The sequence below is a fragment of the Trichococcus flocculiformis genome, assembly GCF_963662535.1.
Classification (GTDB): Bacteria; Bacillota; Bacilli; order Lactobacillales; family Aerococcaceae; genus Trichococcus; species Trichococcus flocculiformis.
The window spans coordinates 1,693,788-1,707,693 of sequence record NZ_OY759718.1 but is presented as its reverse complement, the minus strand read 5'-3'; the positions used below and the strand labels follow the sequence as shown (position 1 = coordinate 1,707,693).

Annotated in this window: 11 protein-coding genes; 1 reads left to right on the top strand and 10 read right to left on the bottom strand. The window is 48.1% G+C overall.

Going from position 1 to position 13,906, the window contains the following annotated elements; translation table 11 throughout:
• Positions 1 to 133: 133 nt before the first annotated feature.
• Positions 134 to 3,472 (bottom strand): DNA polymerase III subunit alpha, encoded by a 3,339-nt coding sequence (gene dnaE, locus ACKPCD_RS08195; protein WP_321432912.1) that lies wholly within the window; start codon positions 3,470 to 3,472, stop codon positions 134 to 136.
• Positions 3,473 to 3,615: 143 nt separating this feature from the next.
• Between dnaE and ACKPCD_RS08190 the strand changes: the two genes are divergently transcribed.
• Positions 3,616 to 3,795, top strand: coding sequence for a YjzD family protein (locus ACKPCD_RS08190; RefSeq protein ID WP_068560596.1), 180 nt, complete (start codon positions 3,616 to 3,618; stop codon positions 3,793 to 3,795).
• A gap of 99 nt (positions 3,796 to 3,894) precedes the next feature.
• On the opposite strand, the gene queA is transcribed toward ACKPCD_RS08190, so the two are convergent.
• From queA to ACKPCD_RS08145, 9 genes are all read right to left on the bottom strand, one after another.
• The gene (gene queA, locus ACKPCD_RS08185; protein ID WP_288926920.1) at positions 3,895 to 4,923 is read right to left on the bottom strand and encodes a tRNA preQ1(34) S-adenosylmethionine ribosyltransferase-isomerase QueA; all 1,029 of its coding nucleotides are present in this window, start codon (positions 4,921 to 4,923) and stop codon (positions 3,895 to 3,897) included.
• 16 nt (positions 4,924 to 4,939) lie between these two features.
• Complete coding sequence (ruvB, locus tag ACKPCD_RS08180; RefSeq protein ID WP_321432911.1) at positions 4,940 to 5,953, bottom strand: Holliday junction branch migration DNA helicase RuvB; 1,014 nt, start codon at positions 5,951 to 5,953, stop codon at positions 4,940 to 4,942.
• Positions 5,954 to 5,958: 5 nt separating this feature from the next.
• Entirely contained in the window at positions 5,959 to 6,570 is a 612-nt protein-coding gene (gene ruvA, locus ACKPCD_RS08175) for a Holliday junction branch migration protein RuvA (RefSeq protein ID WP_086988659.1), read from the bottom strand.
• 166 nt (positions 6,571 to 6,736) lie between these two features.
• Entirely contained in the window at positions 6,737 to 7,162 is a 426-nt protein-coding gene (gene msrB, locus ACKPCD_RS08170) for a peptide-methionine (R)-S-oxide reductase MsrB (RefSeq protein ID WP_086988660.1), read from the bottom strand.
• 107 nt (positions 7,163 to 7,269) lie between these two features.
• Positions 7,270 to 7,875, bottom strand: a complete 606-nt coding sequence (locus ACKPCD_RS08165) for a DUF937 domain-containing protein (protein WP_068560586.1) — start codon at positions 7,873 to 7,875, stop codon at positions 7,270 to 7,272.
• A 74-nt stretch (positions 7,876 to 7,949) separates the two neighbouring features.
• Positions 7,950 to 9,980, bottom strand: a complete 2,031-nt coding sequence (mutL, locus tag ACKPCD_RS08160) for a DNA mismatch repair endonuclease MutL (protein WP_321432910.1) — start codon at positions 9,978 to 9,980, stop codon at positions 7,950 to 7,952.
• Positions 9,981 to 9,985: 5 nt separating this feature from the next.
• Complete coding sequence (gene mutS, locus ACKPCD_RS08155; RefSeq protein WP_321432909.1) at positions 9,986 to 12,580, bottom strand: DNA mismatch repair protein MutS; 2,595 nt, start codon at positions 12,578 to 12,580, stop codon at positions 9,986 to 9,988.
• A gap of 33 nt (positions 12,581 to 12,613) precedes the next feature.
• Positions 12,614 to 12,988, bottom strand: coding sequence for a YlbF family regulator (locus tag ACKPCD_RS08150; RefSeq protein WP_276647043.1), 375 nt, complete (start codon positions 12,986 to 12,988; stop codon positions 12,614 to 12,616).
• A complete protein-coding gene (locus tag ACKPCD_RS08145; RefSeq protein ID WP_068560580.1) occupies positions 12,985 to 13,791 on the bottom strand; it encodes a TIGR00282 family metallophosphoesterase in 807 nt (268 codons plus the stop codon). The genes ACKPCD_RS08150 and ACKPCD_RS08145 overlap by 4 nt, the downstream gene beginning before the upstream one ends.
• Between the last annotated feature and the right edge of the window lie 115 nt (positions 13,792 to 13,906).

The following is a 13,906-nucleotide window of genomic DNA, read 5'->3' as shown; positions in this document are numbered from 1 at the left end:
CATTTAGGCAAATTGTTATTACTACCGCCCGTATTCGGCTAATCCGATGCAGATGCATCCATCCAAAACGGATTAGCCGTTTTGGCAGCTTATGCTTTTATGAAAACAATGTACGGATATCAACTTTTTATTTTCATTTGACAGCTACATTTTCGTTTCCAAAAACAGCCTTCAGTGATTCAAGCAATCCAATAGAAATAGCGACCCAATTTTCTGCTGATAAACGCATTGTTTGTTTGGTAATTTCATTGTAAAGGATAACAGGATGATCTCCTCGCTGATTCCCCAGCACCTGATACATTTTATTGAACAATTCAGGCTTGTTGTTTTCCGCCGTCAAACGGATGAAGACATTTTCCTTTTTTTGACCCATCATTTCCTGATAAGCTTCGGCATCCCAGATGTGCGTGACCAAAAAATTCGTTTTGTCGGCTTGTTTCGACCGCTCCAGCTTGCCTTCGACGACAAGCAACTGGTTTGTCTTCAGCAGTTTCATGAATCGGATATAGTACTCGGGGAAAATCGTGATGCTGATTTCGCCGGTACTGTCTGTCAAGTTTGCGAAAGCCATCGGATCGCCCTTCTTCGTCTGGATTCTGCGGATGTCTTTGATCAAGCCCATCGTGCGCATTTTCTTGTCGTATGCCAGCTCGGTGACGTACGCAACAGCACCATTGTTGTATAATTTGCCGAACTGGTCGATCGGATGGCCTTTTAAAGAATGGCCCAACGCGGCTTCTTCCAAATCCAGCAATTCCAATAATGGCATTTCTTCCGTTTCGACATATTTCGGTTCCAGTATCGAAAACAGATCGATGTTGTTCCCGCTGTAATCGATGCTGTTCAGCATACCCGGCAGCGACTGCAAGAGCGTCGCACGCGAATGCCCGAAACTATCGAAAGCCCCGCTGAAGATGAGCGGTGTGATATTTTCGTTCTTCAGCCACTTCGGATGTATCCTTCTTAAAAATTGCACGAAATCCTTGTAGTGCCCGTGAGCTTGGCGCTCTTTGATGATTTCCTGGATGAAATCGCGTCTGAGGCCCTTGATCCCGCCCAAGCCGAATTGAATCGTCTGCTGCTGAAGGGCAAACTTCCAGTTGCTTGTGTTGATGTCCGGATAGGAAATGCTGATGTTGCGTCTTTTCAGTTCGATGAAGTATTCCCTCATCTTATCCGAGTGTTGGTTGACGGAATTCAGCAAAGCGGCAAAAAATGCTTCCGGGAAGTGCGCCTTCATATAAGCGAGTTGGTAGGCTATGAAGGAATAGGCCACCGAATGCGAACGGTTGAACCCGTAATTGGCGAAACGCTCGATGTAATCGTACACTTGCTCGGCTGTCTGCTCGGAATACCCTTGCTGCAGCGAACCTTCAATGAAGTGTCTTCTTTCTTCATCAATGGCCGATTTTTGTTTTTTACCTATCGCCCTTCTGAGGATATCCGCTTCCCCCAAGCTGAAGCCGGCCATCCGTGAAGCCACCTGCATGACCTGTTCCTGATAGACCATTACCCCGTAGGTTACCTCGAGGATCGACTTCAGATCGGGATGGAGATAATCGATTGCGGCCAGCCCTTTTTTCCGCGAAACGAAAAGATCAATCTGTTCCATCGGACCGGGTCGGTAAAGCGCATTGACTGCGGCAATGTCTTCGATCGATTCCGGCCCGAGCTTGCGCAACACATTTTTTATGCCTGGGGATTCGAACTGGAACACCCCATTCGTATCCGCTTTTCGGAATATTTCGAGCGTGCGATCATCATCCATCGGTATTTCCCAAATGTTGATGCTCTCTTTGCATGCCGCGCTGGCCAACTGCACCGCATCGTTCAGTATCGTCAGATTTTTCAACCCAAGGAAGTCCATTTTGAGAAGGCCGATTTCTTCGATGTTGCCCATCGTGTATTGCGTCAGATACAGCTCGCTGTTTTTTTTCTGCAAAGGCACAATGTCCCTTAACGGATTGTCGCTGATGACGACGCCTGCCGCATGAGTGGAAACATGCCGCGGAACGCCTTCAATCTTTTCAGCTGTTTCGTACAACAAACGGTTCACATCGTTCGTGCTGATCAGGTTCTGCAATTCTTTTGACTTCTGCCTTGCCTCCGCCAGACTGATGCCCAATTGATTCGGGATCGCATTCGACCAGGCTTGCGCCTCTGCAACCGTGAGTCCGAATACCCGTGCAGTATCACGCAAAGACATTTTTGCCGCCAGCGTTCCAAATGTGGCTATTTGGGCAACGTGGTCCGAACCGTATTTATCCCGGACATAATGCAGAATATCATCCCTACGATTATCCGGAAAATCCAGATCGATATCCGGCATATTGTAGCGTTCCTTGTTCAAAAATCGCTCAAACAGCAGATTGTATTTGATTGGATCGACATGGGTGATGCGCAGGACGTATGAGACGAGCGAACCGGCAGCAGAACCCCGACCAGCTCCCGGCATGATCTTCGCTTTCCGGGCATACGCCATCACATCCCAAACGATAAGGAAGTAATCATCGAAGCCCATTTCATGGATGACTTCCAATTCGTATGCCAATCGTTTTTCATACGCTGCATCCGGGGCAGTGATCCGCTGACGTAGACCTTCTTCGCAGAGCCTTCTGAGGTATGCTTGGGGTGTCGTTCCGGGAGGCAACGGGTAGCGCGGCAGCAGTGACTGATGCAGCGGCAGCTCGATTTCAATTTCGTCGGCAATTTTCTGGGTTGTTTCAGCCGACTCGACCAAATCTGCTTCCCGGAATTTCCTTTCGATTTCTCCGCAGGACGGCAAGTAGTACGTGCCATCCAAAGTCTCCGATTGCAAATCCACTTTTTCGTTCGCTTCGATCGCCCTCAGTACACGGCAACTGAAATTATCACTCGGCTCCAGATATCTGACATCATGCATAGCTGTTGTCGGAATGTTTGTCTCCTGCGACAAAAGCAACAGTCGCGGAATGATTGGCTTCATTTTCTCGTGGAGCTGAACACCCAAATAAAAATTGCCGTGACCGAAGATTTTTTTCCATGCCAAACTGGCTGCTTTGGCGTTTTGCTGATCATTTCCGTTCAAAAAGCTTTCGATTTCCCCCTTTTCTCCAGGTGTAATCGCGATGATGCGGCTTGAATCATCGTCCAAAAGAGAAAACAATTCCTTGTCCGGAACATCCTGATTCCTGACCGTGGACAAAGCCATCAACTTTTTGTAGCCCTCAAAATCCTTCGCTAACAAGACCAGCGGAAAAGTGCGATCTTTACTGATGATTCCGGGCAAATCCAGTTGGATGCCCAGAATGGGTTGGATAGCATACTTTTTACAAAGTTTGAAGAAGTCGACTTGACCATAAAGGACATTTTGGTCCGTCAATGCGATGGCCTGATAGCCTTTTGTCTTGGCGCTGCGGACCAAATCCTCTATTCGGGTAGTCGTCTGTAAAAGAGAATAGGCACTGATGACCTGCAAATGCACAAAAGACATGTCTCTAGCCTCCTTTTTCTAATCAATACTATCATTATAGCGTACGCGTCCAAATCCAAGAAGCGAAAAAGTCGTTGGACAAGTAATGCTTGTCATCTTCAGAAAAAGTGATAAAATGAATTTCGAGAAGAGGTGTACACGACATGAAATATATTGCAATCATTTTTTGGGGATTTATCTTAGGGCAAGTATCTGTTTATCTGGGTAGCGCCTTATCCGGCGGCAGCTATGACTTTATGATCGCAACCATGACAGGTATCTTTACCGCGCTGATCGTAGTTCTTGTTTCTGCGTTGATGCCGAAGACGGCCTCCCATAAATAACCGATAATTCTTTATAAAGACGGCATTACAATCGAAAAAACCTTCAGGGATCAATTTCCTGAAGGTTTTTTTGGCTGAACGAACCCGTTCCGTTTTTCTCTATTTGATGAACATGGCGTCACCGAAGCTGAAGAATCGGTATTTTTCTTTGACTGCGTACTCATAAGCAGCTAAGACGTTGTCTCTGCCGGCAAAAGCGCTGACCAGCATGACCAAGGTCGATTTCGGCAAATGGAAATTGGTGATGATGCCCTGGACAACCTTGAATGAATAGCCTGGCGAAATGAAAATTTTGGTCCATCCGCTGTCCGCCTTGATTTCCCCATCAAATTTCGTGCCGATCGTTTCCAGTGTTCGCACAGAAGTCGTACCAACCGCCACTATTTTACCGCCGTTGGAGCGGACCTGATTCAGCGCTTGCGCTGCCTCGTCCGTCAGCTGGTAGAATTCCGAATGCATTTCATGGCTTGCAATATCATCGACCGATACCGGACGGAAAGTCCCCAAACCCACATGCAACGTCAGATAGACAATCTTGACACCTTTATTGGCCACTTCCTCTAGCAAATCAGCCGTGAAATGAAGTCCGGCTGTCGGAGCAGCCGCTGACCCGACTTCTTTAGCGTAAACGGTCTGATAGCGTTCCTGGTCGTCCAATGTTTCCTTTATATATGGCGGCAGCGGCATTTCGCCCAGCGATTCCAAAATCTCCAAAAATACGCCATCATATTTGAAATTCAAGATGCGTCCGCCGTGTTCCAACGATTGCGTTACCTCGGCCGTCAAGCGTCCATCCCCGAAAGAGATGACTGTACCGACTTTGACCCGCTTCCCTGGTTTGACGAGCGTTTCCCACTCGTCTCCTTGGATATTGTTCAAAAGCAGAACTTCGATATGCCCGCCCGTATCCGGTTTGACGCCATGCAGTCGCGCCGGAAGCACCCGTGTATTGTTCAACACCAGCGCATCGCCTTCTTGTAGTTCCGCCACCATGTCGGTGAAATGTTTGTCCGTGATTGCTCCAGTCTTGGAGTCCAGGGAAAGAAGCCGGGATGATGACCGATCCAGCAGTGGTGTCTGCGCAATCAGCTCTTCCGGCAAATAAAAATCAAAATCACTTGTCCTCATTGATAAAATACCTCACTTATTTTTCTGTATCATACGATATCCCCAAATGGTCGTATGCCATCGGAGTCGCTACCCTGCCGCGCGGGGTGCGCTGCAGGAAACCCAATTGGAGCAGATAGGGTTCGTACATGTCCTCTATCGTTTCCATTTCTTCACCAATGTTGGCTGCTATCGTCGAAAGACCAACGGGGCCACCATTGTAGAAACGGATCATCGTCGTCAATATTTGCCTGTCCAAGTCATCAAGCCCTTTATTGTCCACGCTTAAAATGGTTAAGGCCTTATCAGCAATTTCCTTCGTGATCAGTCCATCGCGATAAACTTGGGCGAAATCGCGCACACGCCGGAGCAGCCGGTTGGCAACACGCGGGGTGCCTCTGGATCTCAAAGCGATTTCGACAGCGCCTGACTCATCGATTTTCGTGGACAAAACATCCGACGAGCGATGGACAATCTGCTGGAGATCTTCATGGCTGTAATATTCCATCCGCGAAACGATGCCGAACCGGTCGCGCAGGGGAGCCGACAGACTGCCGGCTTTTGTCGTGGCACCGACCAGTGTGAACGGCGGCAAGGTAAAGTGGACTGGGTGGGCTGTAGGCCCTTGCCCGATGATGATATCCACATAATAATCCTCCATGGCAGAGTAGAGCACTTCTTCAACGATCCGCGGCAAGCGATGGATCTCATCGATGAAGAGGACATCCCCCGCTTCCAGTTCATTGAGCAATACCATCAGATCGCCTGGCCGCTCGATTGCGGGTCCGCTCGTGCTGTGGATCCGGACATCCAATTCATTGGCAATGACCATCGCCAATGTCGTTTTTCCCAATCCGGGCGGCCCGTACAATAGCACGTGATCCAAGGCTTCACTGCGCGCTTTTGCGGCTTGAATATAAACTTTCAGTTCATTCTTCACTTTGTCTTGGCCGATATAGTGCGCCATCATTTGCGGCCGTAATGTTTTTTCAATCAAATCTTCTGTTAGATCTTCCGTATTTCCGGAAACGATTCTGTTTTCAGCTGTCATCTATATCACCCTTTTAAAAGTAGCTTGAAGGCCGCACGAAGCACTTCTTCTGTGTTGGAATAGTTTTCCTTTTCCAATAGCGGCAGTATTTTCTTCACTTCTCGATCCGAATAGCCCAAACCGGTCAATGCTTCCAAGGCTTCCGTCAAGACAGCAGACTGTCCGCGAGTGGTTTCATGGACGGGATGCTCTTCCAGCCAATAGGTATCCGGCAGCAATTCCCCGAGTTTGCCTTTCAAGTCCAAGATGATCTGCGCAGCCGTTTTTTTGCCTACACCAGGAAATTTCACCAAATACCCCACATTATCCGTTTCAATCGCTTGGATCAGGCCTAAGTGATCATCGCTCGCCAATATCGATAAGCCACTCTTCGGTCCGATCCCAGAGACGCTGATCAATTTCAAGTACAACTGTTTTTCCGTGTAGTCCTTGAAACCGAACAGGGTGATTGCATCCTCGCGGACTGCCTGATAGATGTAAAATGTCACATCCTGGTTCAAACTTCCGGAGAACCGGAAAGGATTCGCAACCTGCAATTGGTAGCCTATGCCACCATTCTCCAGAACCACATAGAGCGGTCCCACAAAGACTAATTTACCTTTTATGTATTCGTACATCATCTGACTCCTACTCTTCATTTCCTGATTTTCATTCGGTCCTATCATAACATAAAACCGAACGGAAATGACAACCGATCAGCCATTTATGTGGGAACAATCGTTTGGTCTGCATGAAGCAACAAAAAGTCCCAGGACCGGTAGCCATGGGACTTATCTTTGCTGACTATTCGAATAATTGTTTGTATTCAGAGTAGCCTTCCGCATCCAATTGATCGTAAGGGACGAAGCGCATGGCTGCCGAATTGATGCAGTAGCGCAAGCCGCCCAACTCCGCAGGACCGTCCTCAAAAACATGCCCCAGATGTGAGTCGGCTTGAGAACTGCGGACTTCCGTGCGTTTGCGCATCAACTTACGGTCTTCCAGCTCCTTCAGAGTGGAAATCGGTTTTGCAAAAGAAGGCCAGCCGCAGCCTGCATCATATTTGTCTGCAGAACTGAACAATGGTTCTCCGCTCACGACATCCACATAGATGCCCTTTTCATAAAAATCATCGTACTCGCCGGAAAAAGGTCTTTCCGTAGCTTCGTTCTGTGTCACTTCATATTGTAAAGGCGTCAAGCGCTTCAATAGTTCCTCTTTGTTGTCCATCTTAGTATCAGACCCCTTTCTTTTCATTGCTCCAGTATATCAAAAAATGCAAAAAAGCAGAACAAAAAAGTCTTGTTCTGCTTTTTATCTGTTTATTTAGTCTTTGATCAGAACAGGTTCCCCAAAATGCTTCCCAAAATACCACCCAATCCGCCCGTAGCCGAAGGAGTTGTCGTTCCGGACTGCTTAGGAAAGAGATCGGTAATGTCGAAATTGCTTGTGGCTGTTTCTTCAGCTTGTTTGGAGAAAATGTCGGTCTGTTTGGCCACACCATCGGCATCCAATCCATCGGCATCCTTTTTGTCAGCCAACATGCCCAGAATCATTGGCGCCATGGAAGCCAAGACCTTGGCAACCTCAGATTTGCTGATGCCTGTTTGGGCAGCGATCTGATCCACGACTTTATCTTTGTCCCCGAAGGCATGATCCAATATTTTATCGCCATCATCTGTATCGACCTTCTTGAACACATCTTCAATCGAGGATACGTCTTTGGTCTGCCCTTTATGTTTTTCCAATGCATCTGATAAGGAATCTTTCCCTGCTTTTGACTCTGCGTTTTTGCTTAATGCCCGAAGGATCAAAGGAATTGCAACAACAGCCAATTTCGGCAAAATACTTGCATCAACGCCCGTTTTGCTGCCCAAGGCTTGGATCGAACTTTCTTTGTTCAGTTCGCCCATCATTTCGGAAATGTCATTGATTTGCACCATTTTTTCCACTCCTATCTGTTATTTAACTATCCTGATTTTACAATAATTAAGCAGAAATAAGAAATGATACGCTTTCAGTGCGGGTCTTGGATCCGTTTGAACATTTTCTCCATATCCTGGTTGGAGAATTGAATCAACACAGGTCTACCGTGCGGGCAATTGTAAGGATTGTCCGTTTCGGCAAGATCTATCAATAGTTGGCGTGCTTCTTTGTCGCTTAGGAAATGATTCGCCTTGATCGAGCGCTTGCAACTCATCATGATGGCAGTGGCTTCCCGAAGCTTTTTGATGGAGATATCACCTTCAGCCAAAAACATCTCCACCAGTTCCTTCAGAATGTCTTCCTCCTCACCAGGTGTGAACCAGGCAGGATGTTTTTCAACGATGAAACTGTTCTGGCCGAACGGTTCGAGGAACAAGCCCATCGCTTGCAGCTCTTCCCGATTTTCCTGGATCAACTGGAATTCATTGGCGGGATAATCCAGGATGATCGGGATCAGCAACCCTTGGAGATCGGTGGAAACCTTGCCGATTTCCTCACGATAATATTCATATTTGATTCGCTCCTGGGCAGCATGCTGGTCGATGATGTAGAGGCCGTTTTCATTCTGCGCGAACAGGTAAGTACCGTGCATCTGGCCGAAAAAGTGCAAATCCGGGAACGGACGCTTGCCCGCCGGTCCCTTCTCTGCCTCCGCTTCGACTTTCTGAACGGTTTTCATGATCGGTTCTTCATGGGCAACCGGATTTTTTGGATGGATAGATACATGTGGAGCATTCGGTTCATCGTGGTCCTGCGTTGGTTGATCAGTGAACGGAACAGCGTAAACTTCTTGTTCTTCACTTGTAGGCGGCAGGCCCTCCGAAGGCGCGACTACTTCAGAACCCATAAAAGCTTGTTCACGTTGCGAATTTCCATTATGAACCGGCCCGTTGTCCCATGCTGTCTCCAAAGACCGGAAATCCTCATTTTCGCTTATCGCCGGCAGCTTCGTTTCCGTTTCTTGCACGACCTCTTGATCGAATGACCGGAAAGAGACGCTCAATTGCTCGGTCCGGACCGGTTCAGCTGAACTCGGGCGTTTGAACTTCAGATTTTCGATGCCGCTCGGAATGCGTTCTTCGGTCCGCAAAACAGCAGCGACCGCGCTCTGGATCAATTCTCCGAGTTCTTTTTCTTTGCTGATCCTGATTTCTTTTTTCGAAGGATGGACATTCACATCCAACAACAAGGAATCCGCATCCATCACAATGACAGCGAGCGGATACCTGCCGACCATCAGCTTGGATCCATAGCCATCGATGATCGCTTTATTCAAGGCGTAATTTTTTATGAAACGCCCGTTCAGTATCAAGGTGATGTAGTTGCGGCTTGCCCGCGTCGTGTCGGGCAAACTGATGTAGCCCTTCACTTTGAAGTCCAAATTTTCGTTCTCGATCAGTTTCATCTTCTTGGCGGTCAGTGTCCCGTAAACGCCCGCGATAGTCTGGCGCAGATCGCCGTTGCCAGCCGTGTGCAGAAGTTGGTTGCCTTCATGATGCAAACGGAAGGCAATCTCCGGATGACTCAAGGCGATCCGGTTCATGATGTCGGTGATGTTCGACAATTCAGTCTGGAGGGAACGGATGTATTTCAAACGGGCCGGCGTGTTGTAGAAAAGATCTTCGACGATGATCGTCGTCCCTTTACGGGATTTGTTCGGCCTTTCTTCCTCGATGACGCCGCCTTTTATCGACAAGTAGGTGCCGCTCTGATCAGCGACAGCCGTTTCGATCGAAACTTTGGCGACGGAAGCGATACTGGGCAAAGCCTCACCCCGAAACCCCAGCGAGTGGATGCGGAAAAGATCATCCTGCGTATAGATTTTGCTGGTCGCGTGCCGCGTAAAGGCAAGTTTCACCTCATCCGCCGCGATGCCATCGCCGTTGTCGGTGACCTGCACCTTCTTTAATCCAGCTTCTTCGATGAAAACATCGATCTGGGTACTGTTGGCATCGATTGCGTTCTCAACCAATTCCTTAACGACCGATGCCGGCCGTTCGATCACTTCACCGGCAGCGATTTGGTTCGTCAATATTTGGGAAAGCTCCCTGATTTTGGCCATCTTACTCACCTACTTTTTTGCGATTTCAGCAACTTTTTCCAACTGTCCAGCATCAGCATAGCTTGCATCGGTGTGCAATCCTCCAGCGCCAAGTCCGACAATTCATCGAGAACGTGCTTCTCGTTCGGATGCATCGCGCTCTCCTGAAACAACGCCAATTGCTCAATTGTATCATCCGGAACAGACAAGTCCGAACCTGAATGCAGCACATGCTGTTCATTCAATGAGTCGAGGATGACCTGCGCCTCGGCAATCAATTCATGCGGCATTCCGGCTAGCTTGGCTACATGTAGGCCATAACTTTTGTCTGCAGGACCCTGCATCAGTTTATGCAGGAACACCAATTCTCCGTCTTTTTCGATTGCCCCGACATGAACATTCTTTGTCCCCGCCAAATCGTCTTCGAGTTGGGTCAATTCATGGTAATGCGTCGAAAACAGCGTTTTTCCTTTGATGGTGCGATTGATGTAACGCAGGATCGCTTCCGCCAATGCCATGCCGTCGTACGTTGCCGTTCCTCTGCCGATTTCGTCGAACAAGATCAAACTCTTATCGGTCGCGAAGCGTAATGCTTGGTTCGTTTCGACCATTTCGACCATGAATGTACTCTGCCCGGAATAGAGGTCATCAGCCGCACCAATACGCGTGAATATTTGGTCAAAGATCGGCAAATGGGCTTTCTCGGCCGGCACAAAACAACCCATCTGGGCCAGGATGACAATCAACGCAACCTGACGCATGTAGGTGCTCTTACCTGACATGTTCGGCCCGGTGATCAGCAGAATATGATTGTCCTCACCCATGGAAATGCTGTTGGGCACAAATTTGTCTTTGCCGATGACGCGTTCCACAACCGGATGGCGCCCTTCTTTGATGGACAGATTGCGGTCGCTGTTGCTCAACTCGGGCTTGGAAAAATGATAGGCTTCGCTGACATGAGCGAACGACTGCAGGACATCGATCTCCGCCACCAATTTGGCAAGCGCCTGCAACTGTCGGCTGTATCCTTTTATTTCCTCCCGCAAGGCGACAAACAACTCATGCTCCAATTCGACAGACTTTTCCTCCGCCTCCAAAATAAGCGTCTCTTTCTCTTTCAATGCAGGTGTGACGAATCGTTCGGCATTGGCGAGCGTCTGTTTGCGCTCATACGTACCTTCTGGCAACGCCGCAAGGTTCGCCTTCGTTACTTCTATGTAATAGCCAAAAATGCGGTTGTAGCCAATTTTCAGCGTTTTGATGCCGGTCTTTTCTCTTTCCTCTTTCTGCAGCATCGCTATCCAAAGTTTCCCATTGTTCATCGCATCGCGGTAACGATCCAATTGCTCATGGTAGCCATCGCGGATAATGTTGCCTTCGGTGATTTGGATAGGTGGATTATCCGTGATTGCCCGTTCAATCAGTTCGATGATTTCTGGGTAAGATTCCAATTTGCCGATGACATCCTGCCAAACATCCGGTTCATCGATTGTTGCGATGGCTTGGACCAACCCTGGAATCTGCTGCAGAGAGGTTTTCAGCTGGATCAGATCACGACCGTTGATATTACCTAGCGATACTCTGGCGACCAAACGTTCCAGATCATACACCGATGTCAAAGCATCGTTGATGTCCATCCGCTCAAAATAGTGGTTGACCAGCGACTCCACTTTCCGTTGCCTTTCGAGTATGTCGCTCAGGTTGATCAGCGGCTTTTCAAGCCATTGTTTCAGCATCCGCCCGCCCATAGCCGTTTTTGTTTCATCCAGCGTCCACAGCAGGCTGCCTTTCTTCTGCTGCGTCCGGATGGATGCGGACAACTCGAGGTTGCTCCGCGCATAGGTATCCATCTTCAGAAAAGCGTCGGTTTGATAAGCAACGGCTTTTTGAAGATGTGACAGGCTGCGCTTTTGGGTATCCGAAAGATAGCTCAGCAACAAAACTAGCACATCTTTTTCCGACTGTTGCGGCAATTCCCCAACCAGATCGTGGACATCCGTTTCCGGAATCAGCTTCTCCTGGATAGAAACCAGGATTCCAAACTGTTTTTCCAACTTTTCCGTCAGGACTTCAGCTGTTTTTGCGTCCAGGACAATCTCTTTGAACGGCAACGTCTGGAGCTCGTTGAATACGCCATCTTCGTTGGTCAGGAGGGTGACTTTCAGCTCCCCCGTCCCGATATCGACATATCCGAGCGCATACCCGCCGGCTTCATTTCGAAAGACACTTGCCAAGTAATTATTTGCCTTGTTCTCGCTGCCATTCTCATTCAAAAATGTACCCGGGGTAATAACCCGGACGACTTCCCGCCTCACCATGCCTTTTGTCAGCTTGGCATCCTCCATCTGTTCGCAAACGGCGACCTTGTGCCCCATTTCCACGAGTCTCCGGATGTATTCCGCCGCTGCGTGATAGGGAACCCCGCACATCGGAATCGGCTCATCAGCATTTTTGTTGCGGCTCGTCAGCGTTATTTCCAGTAATTTTGCGGCCTTCATGGCATCATCGTGGAACAATTCGTAGAAATCGCCCAAACGATAGAATAAAAACGCATCCGGATACTGTTTTTTTATGGATAGATATTGTTCCATCATCGGCGTATTTTTAGTCTTCTGTGGCATTTTTTCACCTCTATCAATATATCTCTTCAATCCTCATACTTCATCTTTTTCGACAGCGTCATCGATGCCGCGTTGGATGATACCGATGACATTCTCCAATAGTTCGTTGGCATCCCATAAAGCTTCTCGGTATTGTTGGACTGCTATGCTGTCCTTCAATTGCTTGTTGAGGTCGGCTAATTCAGCGGCTGTTTTTTCAGCCGCTGCTGGCTTAGCATAATGTTCAAAAGCCGCGGCTTCTTTTTGTTTGCTTTTGATGGCCTCAATCAATTGTTCCAGCGCCCGATTCTCTTTTATATTTTCTTTGACCTCTTGGTAACGGGTGATTACTTCATTTTTTTTCAGTATCTCGATCAGACTATTTAATTCAACTTCTGTCGGACCTTCGATAGGTAGTTCTTGGGTCAATAGAATTCCCCTCCAAATGGACGATCTTCATTGATCACGATGTTTTCGATTTTTACGCATTTGCCGGTCTGGTCATTGATTTCAACGTAGCAGCCTGAGAGCAGTTTTCGGCCTTTTTCAGGTACTTCGTGGCGGATCGGCAATTGCGTCAGAAATTTCTGGATGATGATTTCTTTTTCGACACCCAAAATGCTGTCATAAGCCCCGGTCATTCCAGCGTCTGTCAGATAGCCTGTCCCGTCAGGCAAAATGCGCGCATCATTTGTCTGCACATGCGTGTGCGTGCCGACCACAGCCGATACGCGACCGTCCAAATACCAGCCCATCGCTTGTTTTTCGCTGGTTGTTTCGGCATGAAAATCGACAAAGATGCAATTCGTTTCTTTGCGGACCTGCTCAAGGATGTCATCCGCTTTTCGGAAAGGATCATCCAGACTATTCATGAAGACGCGTCCGTGCAGGTTCACCACAGCTAATTTCAATTGATTCACTTTTATGATCGTCCAACCGATGCCAGGAGTCCCTTCCGGGAAATTAGCCGGACGGATCATCTTGTTGGCTGTTCCGATGAATTCGAATATGTCACGGTTATCCCACGTATGGTTCCCCATGGTGATGACATCGACACCGGTCTGCAAAAATTCTTTATAGATTTTTTCCGTTATGCCTCTGCCGCCAGCTGCATTCTCTCCATTTACGATGGTCACTTGCGGACGATAATGTTTCTTCAGTTGTGGGAGTGTATCCTGCAGCATCTGTCTGCCGATTGAACCTACGACATCTCCAATAAATAATACTTTCATCTTCAGCCTCTTCTCTCAATTCTAGTCTTTTTATAGTAACATATTTTGACTGTTTCGATAAGCCGTTGCGCCCTTGTCCAGCAAACAGTATGGTCATAAAAAGCAAAAAACGGGA

Bases quoted from the DNA above. Each gene is read 5' to 3' on its own strand.
- dnaE (WP_321432912.1), bottom strand. From the start codon at position 3,472: ATGTCTTTTGTGCATTTGCAGGTCATCAGTGCCTATTCTCTTTTACAG.
- ACKPCD_RS08190 (WP_068560596.1), top strand. From the start codon at position 3,616: ATGAAATATATTGCAATCATTTTTTGGGGATTTATCTTAGGGCAAGTA.
- queA (WP_288926920.1), bottom strand. From the start codon at position 4,923: ATGAGGACAAGTGATTTTGATTTTTATTTGCCGGAAGAGCTGATTGCG.
- ruvB (WP_321432911.1), bottom strand. From the start codon at position 5,953: ATGACAGCTGAAAACAGAATCGTTTCCGGAAATACGGAAGATCTAACA.
- ruvA (WP_086988659.1), bottom strand. From the start codon at position 6,570: ATGTACGAATACATAAAAGGTAAATTAGTCTTTGTGGGACCGCTCTAT.
- msrB (WP_086988660.1), bottom strand. From the start codon at position 7,162: ATGGACAACAAAGAGGAACTATTGAAGCGCTTGACGCCTTTACAATAT.
- ACKPCD_RS08165 (WP_068560586.1), bottom strand. From the start codon at position 7,875: ATGGTGCAAATCAATGACATTTCCGAAATGATGGGCGAACTGAACAAA.
- mutL (WP_321432910.1), bottom strand. From the start codon at position 9,980: ATGGCCAAAATCAGGGAGCTTTCCCAAATATTGACGAACCAAATCGCT.
- mutS (WP_321432909.1), bottom strand. From the start codon at position 12,580: ATGCCACAGAAGACTAAAAATACGCCGATGATGGAACAATATCTATCC.
- ACKPCD_RS08145 (WP_068560580.1), bottom strand. From the start codon at position 13,791: ATGAAAGTATTATTTATTGGAGATGTCGTAGGTTCAATCGGCAGACAG.